The following is a 22,082-nucleotide window of genomic DNA, read 5'->3' as shown; positions in this document are numbered from 1 at the left end:
CACCACATCAATGAGGCGCGCGTTCCATGTCCTTCCTGTCGCTGTCCGACGTCTACCGCGCGCGCCGACGCATCGCCGGGCATGCGCGTGTCACGCCGCTCGTCGCGTCCGCCGCGCTGTCCGCGCGGGTCGGCGCGCCGGTTCATCTGAAACTCGAAACGCTGCAGCCGACGGGCAGTTTCAAGCTGCGCGGCGCGACCAACGCGCTTGCCGAACTCGCGGAGCAGCGGGTGACGCGCGTCGTCACCGCGTCGACCGGCAATCACGGCCGCGCGGTGGCGCATGCGGCGCGCGCGTTCGGCATCGAGGCCGCCGTCTGCATGTCGTCGCTCGTGCCGGCGAACAAGGTCGACGCGGTGGCCGCGCTCGGCGCGCGGGTCGTGATCGCCGGCAACAGCCAGGACGACGCGCAGGCCGAGGCGCGGCGTCTCGTGCGCGACGAAGGCTACGCCTACGTGCCGCCGTTCGACGATCCCCGCATCATCGCGGGGCAGGCGACGATCGGCATCGAGATGCTCGAGGCGTTGCCCGATGCGGGCACGCTCGTCGTGCCGCTGTCGGGTGGCGGACTCTTCAGCGGCGTCGCGTTCGCCGCGAAGGCGATCCGGCCCGCGATCGAGGTGGTCGGCGTGTCGATGACGCGCGGCGCCGCGATGCACGCGAGCCTCGCGGCCGGGCGACCGGTCGACGTCGACGAGCAGCCGACCCTCGCCGATTCGCTCGGCGGCGGCATCGGCCTCGACAACCGTTACACGTTCGACATGACGCGCGCGCTGGCCGACGACGTCGTGCTGCTCGACGAGCCGGCGATCGCGCGCGGCATCGCACACGCGTATCGCGAAGAGCGCATCGTCGTCGAAGGCGCGGGTGGGGTCGGCATCGCCGCGCTGCTCGACGAGCGGATCGCGCGTCGCGATCCGGCCGGCCCGATCGTGGTGGTGGTGAGCGGCGCGAACATCGACATGGACGTGCATCGCCGGATCGTTTCGGAGAACTGATATGACCCATCCCGTCACGCTGCTCGGACAGGCGCAATTGCGCGCGCTGGTCCCGCTCGATATCGCCGCGATCGACCAGGTCGAGGCCGCGTTCGCGTCGCTTGCGACCGATGCGGTCGCGATGCCGCCGATCCTCAATCTCGCGCTGCCGGCGCGTCACGGCGAAGTCGACGTGAAGACCGCATACCTGCCGCGCTTCGACAGCTTCGCGATCAAGGTCAGCCCCGGCTTTTTCGACAATCCGTCGCTCGGCCTGCCGAGCCTGAACGGGTTGATGCTCGTGCTGTCCGCCCGCACCGGGCTGACCGAGGCCGTGCTGCTCGACAACGGCTACCTGACGGCCGTGCGCACCGCGGCGGCCGGCGCGGTGGCGGCGCGCCGGCTCGCGCGTGCCGACGCGCATCGCGTGGCGATCGTCGGCGCGGGCGAACAGGCGCGGCTGCAGCTCGATGCGCTGACGCTCGTGCGAGCGATCACGCACGTGACGGTCTGGGCACGCGACACCGTGCGCGCCGCGCGGTTCGCGGCCGACGTGCGCGCGGCACACGGCATCGACGCCGCGGTCGCGCGATCGGTGCATGCGGCATTGGCCGACGCCGATATCGCGGTGACGACGACCCCCAGCCGCGCGCCGCTCGTGCACGCGGAGGATCTGCATCCCGGGCTGCACGTGACGGCGATGGGCTCCGATGCCGACTACAAGACCGAACTCGCGCCGTCGGTGTTCGGCGCCGCGCGTTATTTCTGCGACCGGCTGCAACAGACCCGCGTGGCGGGCGAACTCGCGCATGCGATCGCGGCCGGCGCGGTCGCGGCCGATGCCGTTTTCCCCGAACTCGGCGAAGTGATCGCCGGCCATCGCGACGGCCGCACGCAGCGCGACGACATCACGATCTGCGACCTGACCGGAACCGGCGCGCAGGACACCGCCATTGCCGTGCTCGCGCTGCAGCGCGCGCGCGCGGCAGGGGCGGGCACGATTTTCCACAACGACCTCACGACTTGAGAGGAGACAGATGTCCGCAGTCATCGAAACCTACGAAGCCGTGCCGCGCCTCGCGTTCGATCGCAGCGAATACGCTGCGCGCATCGCGAAGACGCGCACGGCGATGCAGCGGGCCGGCATCGATCTGCTGATCGTCACCGACCCGACCAACATGGCCTGGCTCACCGGCTATGACGGCTGGTCGTTCTACGTGCACCAGTGCGTGCTGCTGCCGATGGACGGCGAGCCCGTCTGGTACGGCCGCGGCCAGGACGCGAACGGCGCGAAGCGCACCGCGTTCATGGCGCACGAGAGCATCGTCGGCTATCCCGACCACTACGTGCAGTCGACGGCCCGTCACCCGATGGACTACCTGTCGACCGAAGTGATCGCGGCGCGCGGCTGGGGCGCGCTGCGCATCGGGGTCGAGCTCGACAACTATTACTTCAGCGCGGCGGCCTACGCGTCGCTGCAGCGGCATCTGCCGGCCGCGCGCTGGGTCGATGCGACGGCGCTCGTCAACTGGCAGCGCGCGGTGAAGTCGCCGCGCGAGATCGAGTACATGCGCGTGGCCGCCCGCATCGTCGAGCGGATGCATGCGCACATCGTCGACACGATCGAGCCGGGCATGAAGAAGAGCGATCTGGTCGCGCAGATCTATGCGACCGGGATCGGCGGCACGGACGGCTTCGGCGGCGACTATCCGGCGATCGTGCCGCTGCTGCCGACCGGTGCCGACGCGGCCGCGCCGCACCTGACCTGGGACGACACGGTGTTCGCGCGCGGCGCGGGCACGTTCTTCGAGATTGCGGGCTGCTACCGCCGCTATCACTGCCCGCTGTCGCGCACCGTCTATCTCGGTAAGCCGCCCGCGCACTTCATCGAAGGCGAGCGCGCGGTGATCGAAGGAATCGAGGCGGGGCTCGCGGCCGCGAAGCCCGGCAACGTGTGCGAGGACATCGCGAACGCGTTCTTCGCGGTCCTGCGCCGCGCGGGCATCGAGAAGGACAGCCGCTGCGGCTACCCGATCGGCGCGAGCTATCCGCCGGACTGGGGCGAGCGCACGATGAGCCTGCGTCCGGGCGACCGCACGGTGCTCGAACCCGGCATGACGTTCCATTTCATGCCGGGGCTGTGGCTCGACGACTGGGGGCTGGAGATCACGGAGAGCATCCTGATCACCGATACCGGCGTCGAGACCTTCTGCAACACGCCGCGCAAGCTGTTCGTGAAGGAGTAGGACGATGCGTACTTCTCCGATCACGCCGACCGTCGATTTCGACGCGGACGGCGAACAGCATGGCTTCCTGAAGCTGCCTTGCTCGCGCGACGATTCCGCGTGGGGCGCGATCATGATTCCGGTAACCGTCGTGAAGCGCGGCGACGGGCCGACGGTGTTGCTGACCGGCGGCAATCACGGCGACGAATACGAAGGCCCGGTCGCGCTGTCGAAGCTCGCCGGGTCGCTGAAGGCGGCCGACGTGAACGGCCGCGTGATCGTCGTGCCGTTCATGAACTATCCGGCGTTCCGGGCTGCGCGCCGCACGTCACCGATCGATGCGGGCAACCTGAACCGCAGCTTTCCGGGCCGGCCGGACGGCACCGTCACCGAGAAGATCGCCGATTACTTCCAGCGCCACCTGCTGCCGCTCGCGACGCACGTGCTCGACATTCATGCGGGCGGCCGCACACTCGACTTCGTGCCGTTCGCGGCGATCCACGTGCTGGAGGACGGCGACCAGCAAGCACGCTGCGAGCGCGCGATGCGCGCGTTCGGCGCTCCGTATTCGATGCGCATGCTGGAGCTCGACAGCGTGGGGCTCTACGACAGCGCGGCGGAGGCGGCTGGCAAGGTGTTCGTGTCGACCGAACTGGGCGGCGGCGGCTCGTCGACGGCCGAGAGCGTCGCCGTCGCCGAGCGCGGCGTGCGCGGTTTTCTCGCGCATGCGGGCGTGATCGCGAAGGATGACGGCGCGCGCGGCGCCACACGCACCGTGCAACGCACGACGACGCTGCTCGACATGCCGGACGGCTCGTGCTTCACGACCAGCGAGCATGGCGGGCTGCTCGAGATGTGCCGCGATCTCGGCAGCGAGGTCGCGGCCGGCGACGTGCTCGCGCGCGTGCACGACATCGACCGCACGGGCGTCGCACCGGTCGAATACGTCGCACGGCGGAGCGGGCTGCTTGCCGCGCGGCACTTCCCGGGCATCGTGCAGGCCGGCGACACGATCGCTGTGGTGGCCGACATCGTCGAGCGCAACATCCCGGTGGCCGCATAGGGGCGCGCACGACGTGATCAAGCTCGACCGATACGACCTGGCGATCCTGCGCATCCTCGAGCGCGACGGACGCATCACGAAGTCGAAGCTCGCGGAGGCCGTGAACCTGTCGATCTCGCCGGCGTGGGAGCGCGTGCGCAAGCTCGAGGAAAGCGGCGTGATCCGCGGCTATCGCGCGGACGTCGACTGGATCGGCGCGTTCTCGGGCAGCCGCATCGTCGTCGAGGTGACGCTGTCGCGCCATACCGCGCCCGACATGCGGCGCTTCGAGACGCGCATTACCGCAGCGCCCGAAGTCGCGCAGTGCTTCGCGACGGGCGGTGGCGTCGACTACGTGCTGCATGTGGTTGCACGCGACATCGATCACTACCAGCGTTTCATCGACGCGTTGCTGATGGACGACCTCGGCATCGAGCGCTACTTCACGTACATCGTGACGAAGGTCGTGAAGTGCGAATCCGGCGGCGCGCCGGACTGGCACTGAAACTTCGCGCGAACGCGCGGCAATACGGAAAAAACCGCAAGAAGCGGGCGCCGAAACCGAAATTTCCGCGCGCGCCGGCACGCCAGAATGAAGTTCGTGCCCACCCAAACGAGGAGACGCAGCATGCTGCCCGGACACCCCGTTCTGTTCAAGTCGACCTGCTATGTCGACGGTCGCTGGATTCACAGCGACAGTGCCGCGACGGTCGCCGTCGTGAACCCCGCCGACCAGGCCGTGATCGGCCACGTGCCGATGCTCGAGCGCGCGCAGATCGTCGCGGCCGTCGACGCCGCGCAGCGCGCGTTCGATACATGGCGCTGGACGCCGCAAGCTGTCCGCAGCGCCGCGTTGCTGCGCTGGCATGCGCTGATCCTGCGCCATCTCGACGATCTGGCCGCGTTGCTGTCGCTCGAGCAGGGCAAGCCGCTCGCCGAATCGCGCGGCGAGATCCGCTATGCGGCGAGCTTCGTCGAATGGTTCGCGAACGAGGCGAAACGTGTCGCGGGCCGCACGATCCCGACGCATATCGACGGCGCGCATCTGGGCACGGTGATGGAACCGGTCGGCGTCGCGGCCTTGATCACGCCGTGGAATTTCCCGGCCGCGATGATCACGCGCAAGGCCGCCGCCGCGATCGCGGCCGGCTGCGCGGTGGTGGTGAAGCCCGCGCACGAGACCCCGTTCTCGGCGCTCGCGCTCGCGCAGCTCGCCGACGAGGCCGGCTTCCCGGCCGGCGTGTTCAACGTCGTGCTCGGCGAACCGCAGATGGCGATGGAAACGCTGGTCGGCGATGCGCGCGTGCGCGCGGTGAGCTTCACCGGGTCGACGCGCGTCGGGCGGTTGGTCACCGAAACCGCCGCGAAGGCCGGCATTCGCAAGGTCGCGCTCGAACTGGGCGGCAACGCGCCGTTCATCGTGACCGAGGACGCGGAGCTCGACCACGCGGTGCGGATCGCCGTCGGCGCGAAGTTCCAGACCTCCGGGCAGGACTGCTGCGCGGCGAACCGGATCTTCGTCGCGCGCCCGCTCTATGACGCATTCGTCGGCCGCTATGCGAACGCGGTGCGCGAACTGAAGACGGGCCCCGCGTTCGAGCCGGGTGTCGACGTCGGCCCGCTGATGCATCAGGCGGCGTTCGATGCGACGGCGGCGCGCGTCGACGACGCGCGCGCGCGCGGCGCACGCATCGTGGCCGGCGGCCGGCCGCACGCACTCGGCGGCTGGTTCTACGAACCGACCGTGATCGCGGATGCCGCGCCCGGCATGCGCGTGTACGACGAGGAAAACTTCGCGCCGATCTCGGCGGTGTGTGCGTTCGACACGCTCGACGAAGTCGTCGAACAGGCCAACGACACCGAGTACGGCCTGGCTGCCTACGTGTGCGCGACGCGCATCGACACGATCTTTCAGCTTGTGCGGCGGCTCGACTTCGCGATGGTGTCGGTCAACGGCGTGAAATTCACCGGTGCGCCGATTCCGTTCGGCGGGATGAAGGCGTCGGGCCTCGGGCGCGAAGGCGGCGCCGAAGGCTTCGAGCCGTTCACCGAAACCAAGTACTTCTGCCTCGGCAATCTCGGCCTGCCCGTCGCGGCGACGGCCTGACTCATTCAAAGGAGCTCATCATGAAACACTCGACCGACGCACTGCTGCGCGAGGACCGCGCCCACTTCATGCACCCGTCGACGCACGCGTACGACCACGAGACCGGCGCGCTGCCGGGCAAGATCGTGCGCGGCGCCGAAGGCATCCGCATCGAGGATCACCAGGGCAAGCGCTATATCGACGCGTTCGCCGGCCTCTACTGCGTGAACATCGGCTATGGCCGCACCGAGGTGGCCGACGCGATGTACGCGCAGGCGAAGCAGCTCGCGTATTACCACACGTATGTCGGCCACTCGTCGGACGCGATCATCGAGCTGTCGTCGCGCATCATCGACTGGGCGCCGGCCGGGATGAAGAAGGTCTATTACGGGATGTCGGGTTCCGACGCGAACGAAACGCAGGTCAAGATCGTCTGGTACTACAACAACGTGCTTGGCCGCCCGAACAAGAAGAAGATCATTTCGCGCGAGCGCGGCTATCACGGCTCGGGCATCGTGACGGGCAGTCTCACGGGCCTGCCGAGCTTTCATCAGCATTTCGACCTGCCGATCGACCGCGTGAAGCATACGGTGTGTCCGCACTGGTATCGCAAGGCGCCGGCCGGCATGAGCGAAACGCAGTTCGTCGCGTACTGCGTCGACGAGCTCGAAAAACTCATCGCGCGTGAAGGCGCCGACACGATCGCGGCGTTCATCGCGGAACCCGTGATGGGCACGGGCGGCATCATCGAGCCGCCGGTCGGATACTGGCCCGCGATGCAGGCCGTGCTGCGCAAGCACGACATCCTGCTGATCTCGGATGAAGTGGTGTGCGGGTTCGGACGTCTCGGCTCGAAGATGGGCGCGCAGCACTTCGGGATCGAACCCGATCTGATCACGGTCGCGAAGGGGCTGACGAGCGCGTATGCGCCGCTGTCGGGCGTGATCGTCGGCGAGAAGGTGTGGGACGTGATCGCGCGCGGTTCGCAGGAGCACGGGCCGATGGGGCACGGCTGGACCTATTCGGGCCATCCGGTGTGCGCGGCCGCCGCGCTCGCGAACCTCGCGATCCTCGAGCGCGAGAACCTGGTCGGCAATGCGGCGGACGTGGGTGCGTATTTCGGCGCGAAGCTGCGGGACGCATTCGGTGCGCATCCGCTCGTCGGCGAGGTGCGCAGCGTCGGGATGCTGGCCGCGCTGGAGTTCATGGCCGACAAGGACGCACGCACGCCGTTCGATCCTGCGCTGAAAATCGGCGCGCAGGTGTCGGCCGCGGCGCTGCAGCGCGGCGTGATCGCGCGGGCGATGCCGCACGGCGACATTCTCGGGTTTGCGCCGCCGCTCGTGATGACGCGGGAGGAGGCGGATGAAATAGTCGGTATCGTGAAGGCTGCGGTGGACGAGGTGGCGGAGCGGAATATTTCGACCGTCGCGTGAGTTGTGGGGGGCTGATGTGAGAGGTGATGCCGCCGCACGGGGAGCGGCGGCGTCATTTTTGGCGTTTTTCGCGGATTGCGATGGGGGGCTCTTATCGACCCAAAGCGGAAATTCGCGACTCGGGAAAACGGACGTTCAACCGTTGAAGTAACCGGCGCGCGTTAGCTTGCCCGGGGGGACTGAGATGTTAGGCGCCGCCGCCTGCGACTATGTAAGGCTTGGGAGTAAGCTTGCCGTCAGCGACATCCTGCGCGAACTGCTCCGCAATCTGTATCGTTTTTGCCTCTAGCTGGCGACCTATGTTCGTTATGTACTGTACATGTCCTTCAAGCTTCTTCTGCTCTTCGAGAAGTTTAGAAATTGGCACGAGCCCGTACCGAACGTTCGCATCCTCCTCCTCCTCAATCATGACCGCTCCCTGAGGCAATTTTTGCATGCCAAAGCTAGCCGTAAAAAAGATAAAGGAGTTATGACCAGGAATTCTGCGGCCTGCCCAGTGTGCGAACATGTGACGTATGTGACGATGCTGCTCGAAGATCTCAGCCGCTTTGCGGATCCCCTCAGCGAGATCAATATTCCAAACACAGCTATCAGCGCAAGCAATAAGATGAGCTAGCGCATCCTTGTCGTTGAGTTTCAATGCAAATGTTGTTGCCGTTCCAAGCCTGATATGAGTAAGACAATTGATCATGTGCCGCGCCTCGAGATCGGCGATGCAATAGGTCTGAACAAACTTTCCGATCAGTTCGTAGTCGTGTCCTGAAAGTGGATGCGTGTCGTTCATAGGGTGACCAAGGGACATTCGTGCCTTCATTAGCTCGTCCATTTCATGGCCAGCCGGAATCTCCGGTGCAGCATCACGGAGCGATCTGTATCTTGTCATGACACCTCCAAGCGCCTAATGGTTATTCAGAAGAAAAACTATCTTGTTTGTAATCATACGGACAACGTCACGTCCCCTTTGGGAACAGGTCATGCAGATGGCGGCTATTGGCCGATTGCAGTCGCCCTGAGCGCCAAGCTTCGACTTGCGTCGGATCCCCCGTCGGCGGCGTCGATCCCCGACCCGGTTCATCGCCCTAGTACACGATGTCGCCCGTCCCCTCATCTTCCAATAGCCGCTCAGATCTTGCCATTGCGCAGCTTGTCATAGCAGTACAACTGTTCGTCAATCTCGCGAAGAGGCCGATTGAGCTGTCTGGCGATATTCGTCACTTTCTGCGCATAGCTGATGTATTTCTCGTAACTATAGGTCGCGTAGCTCGGTTGAATACCCGTGAGCGCTCGATATGCTCGAACGTCCATGATGGGGAAGATGGCCGGCCGGATGAACTTCAGAATCGCGCTCGCCATGGGGAAGCCGATGCCTTGTGAAAGCACGAGATCATCGATCACGTCCTTGACTCGGCTGTCCGTGAGCGTCAATTCTTCGATCGCCGAGAGTTCGTTGAGTTTGGCCAGGGTCTCGCCAGACACACCTAGCACTCTGTCTGACTTCCATAGCGATACCCGACGAAGATCGTGCTCCGTGATGGTCGTGGAGCCGTTCAAGCGAGCGTGAAGCGCTGCAGTTTCTTCGTCGTTGTACGAAAACTTGAATTCCAATACGTCACGGTCTGCGTTAAATATTCTGAAAACCCGTTTCGGTTTATTGTTTCCGGGCACATAGGCTCCTGCGAAGAGTTTGTCGGTAGCCTGTTTATCGGCACCTCGCATAACTCCTGAAGCGCGAGTCACGCTCTCGCATGGGAGGCATCGCTCGGGACTTCATGGCCTGCTGGCAATCGACGTTGGATTGTTGGCGATCTTCGGAGCCAATTCGAGTCCTCGTCCCCACGCGTCTATTGACCGGCACACGCATCGCGCCGTAGCTTCGGCGAGCGGTCGAAAGCGACGGCATTGGGTAACGTGCGTACACCGTTCGGCATCGCAACCCCCAAAACGCACATCGCCCGCCGTCCGTTGCCGGACGGCGGGCGATGCAGGGGATGCCGTTTATGGGAAGACGAAACCGATCAACCGCGCATCAGCCCGCCTTCCCCGGCACCGTTTCCCCGCGCAGTGAGCACCCGCGCGTTTCGATAACGCCCGCCAGCGCGACCAGCCCGATCGCGCAGGCGGCCATCATGTAGTACGCGGGAATCATCGTATTGCCGGTCTTGCCGATCAGCCAGTCGTTGACGATCGGCGCGGTGCCGCCGAACAGCGAGGTCGACACGTTGTACGCGATCGCCATGCCCGCATACCGCACATGGGTCGGGAACATCGCCGGGAACATCGCGGAAATGGTCGCGAGCTGCGGCACGTACAGCAACCCGAGCACCGCGAAGCCGACGAACGCGCCGAGCGCGCCGTGCGTCATCAGCGTGAACATCGGCACGGCTGCGACGAATAGCCCGACGAGCGAGATCCACCACATCGTCTTGCGGCCGACGCGATCCGACAGCCAGCCGGCGAACGGCAGCAGCACCATCATCACGAGCATGCCGATCAGCGGAATCAGCAGCGACATGTTCTCGCCGACGCCGATCTCCTTGTGCATGTAAGTCGGCATGTACGCGAGCAGCACATAGTTGACGACGTTCAGCGCGACGACGAGGCCGCCGAGCAGCAGCAGCGGCCGCGCATAGCGAACCAGCAACTGGCCGACCGGCAGCGCGGTGGTGGCGGTGCCCTGCTCGCGCCGCTGGGCCTGCTCCTCGAGTTCGCGGAACACCGGCGTTTCTTCGAGACGGGAACGCAGGTAGAAGCCGATCAGCCCGAGCGGTGCGGCGACGAGGAACGGCAGGCGCCAGCCCCAGGCGTGCATCGACGTATCGCCGAGCAGCAGCGCGAAGCCGAGCATCAGCAGCGCGCCCAACGAGAACCCGGCGAGCGTCGCGAATTCGAGGAAACTGCCGCACAGGCCGCGCCGCGAGTCGGGCGCATATTCGGCGATGAAGGTCGCGGCGCCCCCGTATTCGCCGCCGGTCGAGAAGCCCTGCACCATGCGCAGCACGATCAGCGCGGCGGGGGCGAGCCAGCCGGCGCTCGCGTAGGTCGGCAGCACGCCGACGAGCAGGGTCGCGCCCGACATCGTGAGCACGGTGAGCGCGAGCACGCGCTTGCGGCCGAGGCGGTCGCCGAGCGGGCCCCAGAACAGGCCGCCGAGCGGGCGGATCAGGAACGAGATCGCGAACGTGCCGAGCGCGAACAGCGTCGCGCTGGCGGTGCTGCCGGGAAACAGCGCGGCGGAGATATAGGCGAGCCCGTACGCGTAAATGCCGTAATCGAACCATTCGGTCGCATTGCCGAGGGCGGCGGCCGCGATCGCGACCCGCGGCAAACTATGCGGCGCGTCGCCGGGGGAGGCCGCCTCGTCCGGAACGGACGCGGCGGCAGAAACGGAAGTCCACGATGGCACGTATCGCATGAGGGATCCTCGCTATCAGCATGCGCCCGGGCGGGCGCCGACGAGGATCAAAGTAATCCCGCCAATTAGCGATGCCCGATGTCATAGGACGATGTGGGGATCGGGGTTTTCCCGTGCCGGAGCGCGCGATTCGACGGCGTGGCGGTTGCCCGGAAGCGAACGTCACGCACGCACGTCGGCGGACGGCAGCAGCGCGGCGAAGCGGTCCGCGAGCGTCGGCCGCGATCGTGCGGGCCAGATCGCGCTCAGCTCGAAGTTCGGCAGCGCGCCGCCGTCGCGCACGGGGCTGTATGCGACGCCGTCGAACGCGAACGCGTGGATCGAGCGCGGCAGCAGCGACACGCCGCAGCCGGCGGCAACACACGCGACCACGGTCAGCGTGCGGTTCACGTCGAGCACGATGTCGACCGGATGACCAGCCTGGCGGAACGCGCTCAGGATGCCCGCGCGGATCAGCGGCAGTTGATCGTGAGGAAACCATACGAGTCCGGCCGCGGCGAGATCGGCGAGCGTCACGGTGCCGTCAGGCTGACGCGGAAAATCCTTCGGCAACACGGCGACGAGCGGGTCGTGCCGGATCAGCTTCTCGCGCATCCGGCCGTTGACCGCGACCGGCGTATGCAGCAGCCCGATGTCGATCTCGCCGCGCTCGAGCGCGATCGCCTGCTCGGCGTTGCTCATCTCGCGCATCACGAGTTCGACGTCGGGCGCGTTTTCACGCAGCGCACGGATCGCGCGCGGCAGCGTATCGAACAGCGCGGCGCTGACGAAGCCGATCGTCAGCCGCCCGGCGCGCTGCGCGCCGATCTCGCCGGCCCGGTGCGCGGCCGCGTCGAGCCGCGCCACGCTCAGGCGCAGATCGTCGACCATCGCGAGCCCGGCGGGCGTCAGGGTCGCACCGCGCCGGGACCGGTCGAACAGCCGGACTCCCAGTTCCTTCTCCATCCGGTTCAGCGCCTGGCTGAGGGCCGGCTGCGCGATGCCGAGCTCGCTGGCCGCGCGCGTGAAGCTGCCGGAATCCGCGATCGCGAGGAAGTAGCGGACGTGCCTGATTTCCATAAGCTAACGTTATGAATAATTATTCGAAACATGGTAGCGAATTATCCCAATGATTCATAGGATGCACATCGAGACGCGTCGCCGATGATGGCGGCGACCCCGGCGGCGCAATGACGCGGCGCAACGGCTGCGGCACGAGGAGACCTTCGTTGAACTGGACGCGCGAACTATCGACGACCGAACGGCGCACGCTGCGCGGCTGCTTCGCGGGCTGGGCGCTCGACGGCCTCGACACCCAGATGTTCAGCCTCGTGATCCCGGCGCTGCTGGCGACCTGGAGCATCGGCAAGGGGCAGGCCGGCCTGATCGGCGGCGCGACGCTCGTGGCGGGCGCGCTCGGCGGCCTGCTGGCCGGCGCGATCGCCGACCGCTACGGCCGCGTGCGCGCGTTGCAGATCACCGTCTGCTGGTTCTCCGCATTCACGTTCCTGAGCGCGTTCGCGCAGAACTTCGAACAGCTGCTGGTGCTGAAGGCGCTGCAGGGGCTCGGCTTCGGCGGCGAATGGACCGCGGGCGCGGTGCTGCTCGCGGAGACGGTGGGCGCGCGCCATCGCGGCAAGGCGATGGGGATCGTGCAGAGTGCGTGGGGCTTCGGCTGGGGCGCGGCGGTGCTGCTGTACATCATCGTGTTCGCGTGGCTGCCGCAGGCGTGGGCATGGCGCGTGCTGTTCGCGATCGGCGCGCTGCCCGCGCTGCTGGTGCTGTATATCCGCCGCGCGATTCCGGAGCCGTCGCGGGCGGCACCGGCGCTGGCGCCTGCGAGCATGAACGCGAATGCGAACGCCGACGATACGCCGACGGTCGGCATCTTCGACCGGACCGTCCTGCGTGCGACGGTGGTCGGCGGCCTGATCGGCGTCGGCGCGCACGGCGGCTATCACGCGATCACGGTCTGGCTGCCGACCTACCTGAAGACCGAGCGCCACCTGTCGGTGCTCGGCACGGGCGCGTATCTCGCGGTCGTGATCGTCGCGTTCATCTGCGGCTGCTTCGTCAGCGCGTATCTGCAGGACCGGATCGGGCGGCGCCGCAACGTGATGCTGTTCGCCGTGTGCTGCGCGGTGACGGTGAACCTGTACGTGTTCCTGCCGCTGAACGACATCGCGATGCTGCTGCTCGGCTTCCCGCTCGGCCTGTTCTCGGCCGGCATTCCGGCGACGCTCGGCACGCTGTTCAACGAGCTGTATCCGCGGAACGTGCGCGGGCGCGGCGTCGGCTTTTGCTACAACTTCGGCCGCATCGTATCGGCCGGTTTTCCGGTGCTGGTCGGACGCATGGGCGAATCGCTGCCGCTCGGCACGGCGCTCGGCATCGATGCGGGCATCGCGTACGGGCTGGTCGTGATCGCGGTGTGGTTCCTGCCGGAAACGCGCGGACGCCGGCCGGTCGACACGGCGGCAAGCAGCGACGTCGACGCCGAGGGCCGCCCGCGCGCCGGGGCGTCGCTGTAGCGGCCGCCGCGCTTTCATCCCGTTTCTTCACGCTGCGTGGCTGCGTCGCCCGGCGACACCGCTTCGTTGCGCCGTTTCATCGCTCAATCGCGCCGGCCGCATCGGTCGGGCGCTTCTTGCAGACTCATCATGGATCGAGCCGTCAAGCACTTCGCCGAACAGGCCGGGACCGCCCCGACGGTCGACGCGTGGTATGCAGCCGGCCCCGCCGTGGCCGCCGTCGATGCGCATGCGCACGTGTTCGCACGCGGCCTGCCGCTGGCGCCGGTCGTGCGTCATGCGCCCGACTACGACGCGTCGCTCGACACCTATGTCGCGCATCTCGCCGCGCACGGCATCACGCACGCGGTGCTGGTGCAGCCGAGCTTTCTCGGTACCGACAACACGTTCTTCGTCGACGTGCTGCGTCGCTACCCGCGCCGCTTTCGCGGCGTCGCGATGGTCGATCCGGCGATCTCCGACCGCGATCTCGACGCGCTCGACCGGGCGGGCGTGGTCGGCATGCGGCTGAACCTCGTCGGGCTGCCGATCCCGGATTTCGGCGCGCGCGCATGGCGAGCGCTGTTCGCCCGCATCAACGCGCTCGGCTGGCATGTCGAGATCCATCGCGGCATCGAGGATCTGCGCGCGATCGCCACGCCGCTGCTCGCGCAGTCGTGCACGCTGGTGATCGACCATTTCGGCCGTCCGTCGCCCGCGCTCGGCGCGTGCGCGCCGAGCTTCCGCGAGCTGCTGTCGCTCGCGGATACCGGCCGCGTGTGGGTCAAGCTGTCGGCCGCGTATCGCAACAGCATGAGCGGCGACGGCACGATCGACGCACTCGATGTCGCGCATGCGCTGCGCACCGCGTTCACGGCCGAGCGGCTCGTGTGGGGCAGCGACTGGCCGCACACGCAGCATCGCGAGCGCGTCGACTTCGATGCCGCCTATGCGGCGCTCGCGCGCTGGCTGCCCGATCCCGGCGAGCGCCTGCGCGTGCTGCGCGACTCGCCCCGCACGCTCTTTCGTTTCGACCAGTGAGGACCGCATGACCGATCACACCGCACTTCGTCGCGCCGCGTTCCGGCGCGGCATCGCCGCCCGCCAGGGGCTGCTCGTCGCCGGCACGTTCAATGCGCTGAGCGCGCGCATAGCAGCCGACGTCGGCTTCGGCGCGCTGTACCTGAGCGGCGCGGGCGTCACCAACATGTCGCTCGGGCTGCCGGATCTCGGCTTCGTCGGGCTCGGCGAGCTGGCCGAGCACACGGCGCGCGTGCGCGACGCGGTCGACCTGCCGCTGATGGTCGATGCCGACACGGGCTTCGGCAATGCGCTGAACGTGCTGCATACGGTACGCACGCTCGAGCGCAGCGGCGCGGATGCGATCCAGCTCGAGGACCAGGTGTTGCCGAAGAAGTGCGGCCACTTCGCGGGCAAGGAAGTGATTCCCGCCGAGGAAATGGTCGGCAAGCTGAAGGCGGCCGTGGACGCGCGCGTCGATCCGAACCTGCTGATCGTCGCGCGCACCGATGCGGCGGCCGTGCACGGCATCGACGACGCGATCGAGCGCGCGCACCGCTATGCCGCGGCCGGCGCCGACGTGCTGTTCATCGAGGCGATGGAGGCGCCGGAGGACGTCGAGCGGCTGCCCGCGCTGTTCGATACGCCGCAGCTCATCAACATCGTGATCGGCGGCAAGACGCCGACCCGTTCACGCGACGCGCTCGCGCAGCTCGGCTACGGCGCGGTGCTGTATGCGAACGCGGCGCTGCAGGGCGCGGTGCACGGCATGCAGGCCGCGCTGTCGACGCTGCGCGAAACGGGCCGGCTCGACGAGGATCCGGCGCTCGTCGCGCCGTTCGCCGAACGGCAGCGGCTCGTCGACAAGGCGCGCTTCGACGCGCTCGACGCGCGCTACGCGGCCGCGCAATCGTAAGCGGCGATGCGGCGAAGGGTAGCCGCCTGCCGCCCCTCGCCACGACGCATCGCCGCGCCCGACACACGATAAACAGGAGACGACCGTGACACCTTCCTCACCCGAGGCGGCCGGCGCGCCGCCGCGCATCGGTTCGATCGTCGGCGGACTGGCCGGCAACCTGATCGAGTGGTACGACTTCCTCGCGTACAGCATCTTCTCGATCTATTTCGCGCCGTCGTTCTTTCCCGCCGACCGGCCGACCGTGCAGTTGATGAACACGGCGGCGATCGCCGCCGTCGGTTATGTCGCGCGACCGGCGGGCAGCTGGCTCGTCGGGCTCTATGCGGACCGGCGCGGGCGCAAGGCCGCGCTGACGAAATCCGTGCTCGCGATGTGCGCGGGCTCGATGCTGATCGCCGTCACGCCCGGCTACGCGACGATCGGCGTGCTCGCGCCGGCATTGCTGGTTGCCGCGCGGCTGCTGCAGGGGCTCAGCATGGGCGGCGAATACGGCACCAGCGCGACCTACCTGAGCGAGATCGCGCCGCCGAACCGACGCGGTTTCTATGTCGGCTTCCTGCAGGTGAGCGTGGTCGCCGGCCAGCTCGTCGCGCTCGGCCTGATGCTCGCGATGCAGCGGATCTTTGCCGGTACGCACGACATCGAGCGCTGGGGCTGGCGGATTCCGTTCTTCGTCGGCGGCGTGCTCGCGCTGTTCGCGCTCTACATGCGCCGCAATGTCGTCGAGAGCGATGCGTTCATCGCGAGCCGCGCGCGGGCGGCGAAGACGCGCGTGTCGGCCGACCTCGCGGCCCACTGGCGCGAACTGCTGCTCGCGATCGGCATCACGATCGGCGGCACCGTCGCGTTCTATACGTACACCGTCTACATGCAGAAATACCTCGTCAATTCCGTCGGACTGCCAAAGGAAACGGCGACCTGGATCTGCACGATCGCGCTGCTGCTCTACATGCCGCTGCAGCCGCTGTTCGGCCTCGTGTCCGATCTCGTCGGGCGCCGGCCCGTGCTGCTGTGGTTCGGGATCGGCGGCGCGCTGCTGTCGGTGCCGATCTTCACGGCGCTCGGCCACGTGCACGGGCCGCTCGCGGCGTTCGCGCTGGTGTTCGCGGGGCTCGTCGTGCTGAGCGGATTCACGTCGGTGCACATGCTCGTCAAGGCCGAACTGTTTCCGCCGCAGATCCGCGCGCTGGCGGTCGGGCTGCCGTATGCGCTGACGACGGCGATCCTCGGCGGGACGACCGAATTCGTCGCGCTGCGGTTGAAGGCGGCCGGCAACGAGTCGATGTTCTTCTGGTACGTCGCAGGCTGCGCGGCGATTTCGCTGATCGTGTACTGGCGGATGCCGGAGACGCATCCGGCGAAGCGCGAGCGCGCGACGGCGGAGGTCGCGCGTGCGATGTAGGCGGTCGCGCCGGTCGGCATCGCGCGCGACGCTGAAGTGATGCGGCGGCGCCGGTTCGATCCGGCGCCGCCGTGCAGCGCCGCTTACCGCACGTGCGGCAGCAATGCACGCAGCCAGTACGCGACCGCCACCGCGCCGCCATCCGGCGTGCCGATCGCACGCTTGCCGAGATAGCTCGCCCGGCCCGCGCGCGGCGTCATGCCGGCCGTTTGCTGCGCGCCGTGTTCCGCGGCTTCGACGGCCGCCGCCCATGCGCTCGCGTGATCGCGGTCGTCGTCGAGTGCGCGGTCGAACGCGACGGCGGCCGGCACCAGCGCATCGAGCATCGTGCGGTCGCCGGCGTGCGCGCCGCCCAGTTCGCTGATGGCATCCACCGCGTTGCGAAACGCGGCGGCCCAGTCGCGCGCGGACGGCTCGGCAACGTCGGCGGCCTCGCCGAGACGCCGCGCCGCACGCAGCAGCGCGGTGGCATAGAACGGCCCCGAACTGCCCGCGATCGCGCGGCGCAACGCGGCGCCCAGCGCCGCGAGCGTACCGGCCGGCGTGCCGTAAGCGGCTTCCGGCAAGTCGAGGATCGCGTGCGCGGCGCGCCGCATGCTCGCACCGAGATCGCCGTCGCCGGCAGCCGTATCGAGTTCGGTCAGCGTCGCTTCGTGCTCGATCAACGCTTGCGCGACCGCATGCAGCGCCGGTTGCAGCCGCGCCGCCCACGCGCGGCCGGCCGCATCGAGCGGCGGCAGCGGTTGCTCGTGCACGGCGGCCGCGGCCGCGCGAATCCGCGTGTTGACCGCGCCGCCGCCCGGCCACGCGCGTGCCTGCGTCGGCGCGTCGAGCAGCGCGGCCCGTTCCTCGTTCAGCCGCAGCAACGAGATCGAGCACCCGGGCATGTTCAGCGCCGACAGGAACGTGCCGGCCCACGCACGCGCGACGGCGATGCCGCGCCGGCTCAGGTTGTCGTGCGCGGCGCGCAGCACGATCGCCAGTTCCATGTCGGGTGTCGCGCCGAGGCCGTTGACGAACAGGGCGACGCGTTCGCCGCGATCGAGCACGAGATCGGCGACGATGCTCGACAGCAGCGTGTCGACGAGCGCGTCGGCGGGCTGCGGCGCGGTGCGTTCGACGCCTTTCTCGCCGTGGATGCCGAGGCCGAGCTCGATCTCGTGATCGGCGAGGCTGAAGCCTGCCTTGTCGGCGCCGGGGATCGTGCAGCCGTCGAGCGCGACGCCCATCGTGCCGAGGTCGGCCGCCGCGTCGCGCGCGATCGCCGCGACGCGGGCCAGCGACAGCCCGCGCGCGGCAGCCGCGCCGGCCAGCTTGTGGATCAGCACGGTGCCGGCGATTCCGCGTCGCTGCCCGCGCTCGACGCGGCCGCGCAGCGATACGTCGTCGGCGACGATCACCGTCTCGACCGGAATGCCTTCCGCGCGTGCGAGTTCGGCGGCCAGCCCGAAATTGAGGCGGTCGCCAGTGTAGTTCTTCACGACGAGCAGCGCGCCGTTCGGGCCGGCGCTCGCGCGGATCGCGGCCAGCACCGCGTCGGTCGACGGCGACGTGAAGACTTCGCCGCAGACGGCCGCGCTCAGCATGCCTTCGCCGACATAGCCGCCGTGCGCGGGTTCGTGGCCGCTGCCGCCGCCGGACAGGATCGCGACGGGGCGCTGTGCCGGATCGGGCAGCGGCTGGCGGACGAGCACGTGCTCGTCGCCGAGGATCGCGAGATGCGGCGACTGCCGCGCGATGCCTTCCAGCATTTCGCGCACGACATCGGACGGGCGATTCACAAGCTTTTTCATGGCAGCGGTTTTCCTGACGGTGAGACGGCGGCACGGCCGCGCGACGTACTGTGAATGGCAGGCGGCGTGACCCGGGAACGGCACGCCGCACAGTCGGCGTTACGCGACATCCCGACATTCGTAGCACGAATGTAACGAAAACCGCAGGGCTCATGGGAGCGAAAAACGCCGCTCGAACGGCGGGAAAGCCCCCGTGCGAACGCGTGGAGGCTTGCCTGGCGGGCGAGAGGCCGGTTCGTGCGAGGCAATGGCATGGAAAGTGCGGATTGCTCTGCGGCCCTGTTCGGAACATGCGGGCCTCGGGAACCCGGCGGCCGACCTGCCCGGACAGGTCGCGGTGTGCTGTGGGCGGCGGGCTGGCGCGCTCGGCGGCATGTTGTCGGCGCTCGGGTCGACACCGCCCGGTTCGGTGACCGGCACGCTGGGCGGTGTAGTGGGCGGGAGCGGGTGCTGCCGCGAATCCGCTTGCGCCGGTGACGTCGCTGCTCGGCGGGGTGTCGGGCGGCGTCGCGAAATAGCCGTGCACGGTGCGGCGAGCGTCAGGGGCGCTGCTTGCCGCCGGGCGTGCTTCGCGCCATGCGGGATCGGCTTCTCTTTCTCGATCGGCCTCAGCCGACAACGAAAGCGGATTCCGGCGAGCCTGCGTCGCCGCTCTCCGCATTGCGCCAGCGTGCGTGCCTGATTACTTGACCGCCGCGATCGCCTTCGCGCGAATCAACCACGCCCGCAACACATTGCGGCTGATGCCGAGCAACCGAGCGGCCTGGATCTGGTTGCGGTGACTGAAGTCGAACGCGACGCGCATCACGATGTCCTCGATCCGCTCGAACAAATGCTCGTGTTCTTCGTCGAACAGCGCGCGCAGCACCTGTTCGAGCGCTTCATCGGCCGGCCCCCGGTCCGCCGGCGCCGTCACGCGCGCGGCGGCCACCGGTGCGCATGACGAATCATGTTCCCCAGCTCGCGGATATTGCCGGACCACGCATGCGCTTCGAGCCGGCACGCCGCGACGACATGAAGATTGACCGGACGCGACGAGGCAATAAGGGATGTCATGACGATGAGGGCGTGGATCGGTCGAACGGACCGGACGCGCGCCGACGGGCGGCGCGTTTCGGTTGCTGCCTGATCAGCAGCGTGTTCAGCGTTTTGCGTCGCGCGGGAAACATCGATTTCCGATAACCAAAGCGGGATTGCTGCACAGCATGCAGCGGTGCCGGACAGCGACGCGATGACGTCGAATTCGACGTCATCGCGTTCGATGCGGCAGCCGCGCTGCCGTCGCGATCGCGCAAGCCGCGCTGCAATGCTGCTGATCGAGCAGCACCGCATCAGCAGCGCTGTTGGCTCAGGTTCATCTCGATGCGGCATATCGATGTGATGTGCGTTCGGGAACGCTTGCCCGATTCGTGTATTTGGCCCGGATGCACCGTCAGGCGGGCGATTGGTCGAAATTTCGTGATGCAGATTACTTTGCGCTGCTGCCCGCATGGGAAATGGCACGTTCCTTGCAAACCCGAAACGGTATCGGCGCGGCGACGCGCGGCTCGACGACGGGAACGCAAGGCATGAGCAACGCAATCAACGTAGTCGCAATATCGGGCGGCCTGCAACGGCCGTCCCGCACGCTGGCGCTGACCGACGCAATCGTCGGCGCGCTCGGCGACGCACTGCCGATCGACACGCAGCGGATCGAACTCGGCGAGATCGGCAACCGGCTGGCCGGCGCGCTCACGCGCACGCAGGTGCCGCCGGATCTCGAGGTGCTGATCCGCGCGATCGAGACGGCCGATGCGCTCGTCGTCGCGAGCCCCGTGTATCGTGCGTCGTACACCGGCATCTTCAAGCACCTGTTCGACCTCGTGCATCACGCGTCGCTGATCGATGTGCCGGTGCTGCTCGCCGCCACCGGCGGCAGCGAGCGTCATGCGCTCGTGATCGATCACCAGCTCCGGCCGTTGTTCAGCTTCTTCCAGGCGCGCACGCTGCCGATCGGCGTGTATGCATCCGAAAGCGATTTCGACCGCTACGAGATTGCGAATCCCGCCTTGCGCGCGCGCATCGCGCTCGCCGTGGATCGCGCGGTGCCGCAACTGCGCCCGCGCGCGCTGCCCGCCGTCGCGGCGTAACGCCTTTCGTTTTCTCCTTCGATCAGGATAGTGTCATGAGCATTCAAGAACCTTCGGCCGACGGCGTCAAATTCGCGTACTGGGTGCCGAACGTCAGCGGCGGACTCGTCGTCAGCACGATCGAGCAGCGTACCGACTGGAGCCTCGAATACAACCAGAAGCTCGCGCGCACGGCCGAGGCGGCCGGCTTCGACTACGCGCTGAGCCAGATCCGCTTCACGGCCGGCTACGGCGCCGAATACCAGCACGAGTCGGTGTCGTTCAGCCAGGCGCTGCTGCATGCGACGACGAAGCTCAAGGTGCTCGCCGCGATCTTGCCGGGGCCGTGGCATCCGGCGGTGGTCGCGAAGCAGCTCGCGACGATCGACCATATTTCGAACGGACGCATCGCGATCAACGTCGTCAGCGGCTGGTTCAAGGGCGAGTTCACCGCGATCGGCGAGCCGTGGCTCGAACACGACGAGCGCTATCGGCGTTCGAAGGAATTCATCCAGGCGCTCAAGGGCATCTGGACGCAGGACAACTTCACGTTCAAGGGCGACTTCTACCGCTTCAACGATTACACGCTGAGCCCGAAGCCCGTGCAGAAGCCGCATCCGGAGATCTTCCAGGGCGGCAGCTCGCGCGCGGCGCGCGACAACGCGGCGAGCGTGTCGGACTGGTACTTCACGAACGGCAATACGCCGGAGAACCTGAAGGCGCAGATCGACGACATTCGCGCGAAGGCGGCGGCGAACAACCATCGCGTGCGGATCGGCGTCAACGCGTTCGTGATCGCGCGCGACACCGAGGAAGAGGCGCGGGCCGTGCTCGACGACATCATCCGGCACGCGCACGTCGAGGCCGTGCATGCGTTCGGCGATGCGGTGAAGCAGGCGGGCAGCGCGTCGCCGGAAGGCGAGGGCAACTGGGCGAAATCCACGTTCGAGGATCTGGTGCAGTACAACGACGGGTTCCGCACGAACCTGATCGGCACGCCGCAACAGATCGCCGAGCGGATCGTCGCGCTGAAGGCGATCGGCGTCGATCTCGTGCTGGCCGGTTTCCTGCATTTCATCGAGGAAGTCGAGTACTTCGGCAAGCGCGTGCTGCCGCTCGTGCGCGAACTCGAGGCGCAGCAGCAGGCGGTGGCCGCTTGATGCGCGACGACGG

18 protein-coding genes and 1 pseudogene are annotated in these 22,082 nt (G+C 67.7%); 13 read left to right on the top strand and 6 right to left on the bottom strand.

Annotated features, from left to right (window positions below):
- Positions 1-26 precede the first annotated feature (26 nt).
- The 7 genes from eutB (at position 27) to BME24068_RS16470 (ending at position 7,766) form a co-directional block, all read left to right on the top strand.
- Positions 27-998: a hydroxyectoine utilization dehydratase EutB gene (gene eutB, locus BME24068_RS16500; RefSeq protein WP_174926694.1), complete on the top strand. Its 972-nt coding sequence runs from the start codon at positions 27-29 to the stop codon at positions 996-998.
- Position 999: 1 nt separating this feature from the next.
- The gene (locus BME24068_RS16495; RefSeq protein WP_174926693.1) at positions 1,000-2,004 is read left to right on the top strand and encodes a cyclodeaminase; all 1,005 of its coding nucleotides are present in this window, start codon (positions 1,000-1,002) and stop codon (positions 2,002-2,004) included.
- Positions 2,005-2,014: 10 nt separating this feature from the next.
- Positions 2,015-3,223 (top strand): ectoine hydrolase DoeA, encoded by a 1,209-nt coding sequence (gene doeA, locus BME24068_RS16490; protein WP_174926692.1) that lies wholly within the window; start codon positions 2,015-2,017, stop codon positions 3,221-3,223.
- Between the two features lie 4 nt (positions 3,224-3,227).
- Positions 3,228-4,265 (top strand): N(2)-acetyl-L-2,4-diaminobutanoate deacetylase DoeB, encoded by a 1,038-nt coding sequence (gene doeB / locus BME24068_RS16485; protein WP_174926691.1) that lies wholly within the window; start codon positions 3,228-3,230, stop codon positions 4,263-4,265.
- Positions 4,266-4,278: 13 nt separating this feature from the next.
- Complete coding sequence (locus tag BME24068_RS16480; protein ID WP_174926690.1) at positions 4,279-4,749, top strand: Lrp/AsnC family transcriptional regulator; 471 nt, start codon at positions 4,279-4,281, stop codon at positions 4,747-4,749.
- A 123-nt stretch (positions 4,750-4,872) separates the two neighbouring features.
- Complete coding sequence (locus tag BME24068_RS16475; protein ID WP_174926689.1) at positions 4,873-6,351, top strand: NAD-dependent succinate-semialdehyde dehydrogenase; 1,479 nt, start codon at positions 4,873-4,875, stop codon at positions 6,349-6,351.
- 20 nt (positions 6,352-6,371) lie between these two features.
- Positions 6,372-7,766, top strand: coding sequence for an aspartate aminotransferase family protein (locus BME24068_RS16470; protein WP_174926688.1), 1,395 nt, complete (start codon positions 6,372-6,374; stop codon positions 7,764-7,766).
- A gap of 187 nt (positions 7,767-7,953) precedes the next feature.
- Here the strand turns inward: BME24068_RS16470 and BME24068_RS16465 are convergent, their stop codons facing one another.
- The 4 genes from BME24068_RS16465 to BME24068_RS16450 form a co-directional block, all read right to left on the bottom strand.
- Positions 7,954-8,649: a hypothetical protein gene (locus tag BME24068_RS16465; RefSeq protein ID WP_174926687.1), complete on the bottom strand. Its 696-nt coding sequence runs from the start codon at positions 8,647-8,649 to the stop codon at positions 7,954-7,956.
- A gap of 239 nt (positions 8,650-8,888) precedes the next feature.
- Positions 8,889-9,503 (bottom strand): hypothetical protein, encoded by a 615-nt coding sequence (locus BME24068_RS16460; RefSeq protein WP_174926686.1) that lies wholly within the window; start codon positions 9,501-9,503, stop codon positions 8,889-8,891.
- A 289-nt stretch (positions 9,504-9,792) separates the two neighbouring features.
- Complete coding sequence (locus tag BME24068_RS16455) at positions 9,793-11,178, bottom strand: MFS transporter (RefSeq protein ID WP_174926685.1); 1,386 nt, start codon at positions 11,176-11,178, stop codon at positions 9,793-9,795.
- 162 nt (positions 11,179-11,340) lie between these two features.
- Complete coding sequence (locus tag BME24068_RS16450; protein WP_174926684.1) at positions 11,341-12,237, bottom strand: LysR family transcriptional regulator; 897 nt, start codon at positions 12,235-12,237, stop codon at positions 11,341-11,343.
- A 110-nt stretch (positions 12,238-12,347) separates the two neighbouring features.
- On the opposite strand from BME24068_RS16450, the gene BME24068_RS16445 reads away from it, so the two are divergent.
- The 4 genes from BME24068_RS16445 (at position 12,348) to BME24068_RS16430 (ending at position 17,008) form a co-directional block, all read left to right on the top strand.
- Positions 12,348-13,688 carry an MFS transporter gene (locus tag BME24068_RS16445; protein WP_239007683.1) on the top strand — a complete coding sequence of 447 codons (1,341 nt, stop codon included), beginning with the start codon at positions 12,348-12,350 and terminating at the stop codon, positions 13,686-13,688.
- A gap of 129 nt (positions 13,689-13,817) precedes the next feature.
- Positions 13,818-14,708 (top strand): amidohydrolase family protein, encoded by an 891-nt coding sequence (locus BME24068_RS16440; protein ID WP_174926682.1) that lies wholly within the window; start codon positions 13,818-13,820, stop codon positions 14,706-14,708.
- A 7-nt stretch (positions 14,709-14,715) separates the two neighbouring features.
- Complete coding sequence (locus BME24068_RS16435; RefSeq protein WP_174926681.1) at positions 14,716-15,603, top strand: isocitrate lyase/PEP mutase family protein; 888 nt, start codon at positions 14,716-14,718, stop codon at positions 15,601-15,603.
- Between the two features lie 85 nt (positions 15,604-15,688).
- Positions 15,689-17,008 carry an MFS transporter gene (locus BME24068_RS16430; RefSeq protein WP_174926680.1) on the top strand — a complete coding sequence of 440 codons (1,320 nt, stop codon included), beginning with the start codon at positions 15,689-15,691 and terminating at the stop codon, positions 17,006-17,008.
- A gap of 83 nt (positions 17,009-17,091) precedes the next feature.
- Here BME24068_RS16430 and BME24068_RS16425 read toward each other — a convergent pair whose 3' ends face one another.
- Together BME24068_RS16425 and BME24068_RS16420 are read right to left on the bottom strand one after the other, a co-directional pair.
- Positions 17,092-18,801, bottom strand: a complete 1,710-nt coding sequence (locus BME24068_RS16425; protein ID WP_174926679.1) for a dihydroxyacetone kinase family protein — start codon at positions 18,799-18,801, stop codon at positions 17,092-17,094.
- A 682-nt stretch (positions 18,802-19,483) separates the two neighbouring features.
- A pseudogene (locus BME24068_RS16420) lies at positions 19,484-19,830 on the bottom strand (sigma-54-dependent Fis family transcriptional regulator); the annotation flags it as partial.
- A gap of 539 nt (positions 19,831-20,369) precedes the next feature.
- On the opposite strand from BME24068_RS16420, the gene msuE reads away from it, so the two are divergent.
- Both msuE and sfnG read left to right on the top strand, forming a co-directional pair.
- A complete protein-coding gene (gene msuE, locus BME24068_RS16410) occupies positions 20,370-20,930 on the top strand; it encodes an FMN reductase (protein WP_174926676.1) in 561 nt (186 codons plus the stop codon).
- 35 nt (positions 20,931-20,965) lie between these two features.
- Positions 20,966-22,069, top strand: a complete 1,104-nt coding sequence (gene sfnG, locus BME24068_RS16405; RefSeq protein WP_096508051.1) for a dimethylsulfone monooxygenase SfnG — start codon at positions 20,966-20,968, stop codon at positions 22,067-22,069.
- Positions 22,070-22,082: the final 13 nt, after the last annotated feature.

This window comes from Burkholderia anthina (assembly GCF_902498995.1).
Lineage (GTDB): Bacteria > Pseudomonadota > Gammaproteobacteria > Burkholderiales > Burkholderiaceae > Burkholderia > Burkholderia anthina.
The sequence above is the reverse complement of the archived record's forward strand: the minus strand, read 5'-3'. Positions and strand labels throughout refer to the sequence as shown.

Bases quoted from the DNA above. Each gene is read 5' to 3' on its own strand.
- BME24068_RS16470 (WP_174926688.1), top strand. From the start codon at position 6,372: ATGAAACACTCGACCGACGCACTGCTGCGCGAGGACCGCGCCCACTTC.
- msuE (WP_174926676.1), top strand. From the start codon at position 20,370: ATGAGCAACGCAATCAACGTAGTCGCAATATCGGGCGGCCTGCAACGG.
- eutB (WP_174926694.1), top strand. From the start codon at position 27: ATGTCCTTCCTGTCGCTGTCCGACGTCTACCGCGCGCGCCGACGCATC.
- BME24068_RS16440 (WP_174926682.1), top strand. From the start codon at position 13,818: ATGGATCGAGCCGTCAAGCACTTCGCCGAACAGGCCGGGACCGCCCCG.
- doeA (WP_174926692.1), top strand. From the start codon at position 2,015: ATGTCCGCAGTCATCGAAACCTACGAAGCCGTGCCGCGCCTCGCGTTC.
- BME24068_RS16465 (WP_174926687.1), bottom strand. From the start codon at position 8,649: ATGACAAGATACAGATCGCTCCGTGATGCTGCACCGGAGATTCCGGCT.
- BME24068_RS16450 (WP_174926684.1), bottom strand. From the start codon at position 12,237: ATGGAAATCAGGCACGTCCGCTACTTCCTCGCGATCGCGGATTCCGGC.
- BME24068_RS16475 (WP_174926689.1), top strand. From the start codon at position 4,873: ATGCTGCCCGGACACCCCGTTCTGTTCAAGTCGACCTGCTATGTCGAC.
- sfnG (WP_096508051.1), top strand. From the start codon at position 20,966: ATGAGCATTCAAGAACCTTCGGCCGACGGCGTCAAATTCGCGTACTGG.
- BME24068_RS16445 (WP_239007683.1), top strand. From the start codon at position 12,348: ATGACGCGGCGCAACGGCTGCGGCACGAGGAGACCTTCGTTGAACTGG.
- BME24068_RS16455 (WP_174926685.1), bottom strand. From the start codon at position 11,178: ATGCGATACGTGCCATCGTGGACTTCCGTTTCTGCCGCCGCGTCCGTT.
- doeB (WP_174926691.1), top strand. From the start codon at position 3,228: ATGCGTACTTCTCCGATCACGCCGACCGTCGATTTCGACGCGGACGGC.
- BME24068_RS16495 (WP_174926693.1), top strand. From the start codon at position 1,000: ATGACCCATCCCGTCACGCTGCTCGGACAGGCGCAATTGCGCGCGCTG.
- BME24068_RS16425 (WP_174926679.1), bottom strand. From the start codon at position 18,801: ATGAAAAAGCTTGTGAATCGCCCGTCCGATGTCGTGCGCGAAATGCTG.
- BME24068_RS16435 (WP_174926681.1), top strand. From the start codon at position 14,716: ATGACCGATCACACCGCACTTCGTCGCGCCGCGTTCCGGCGCGGCATC.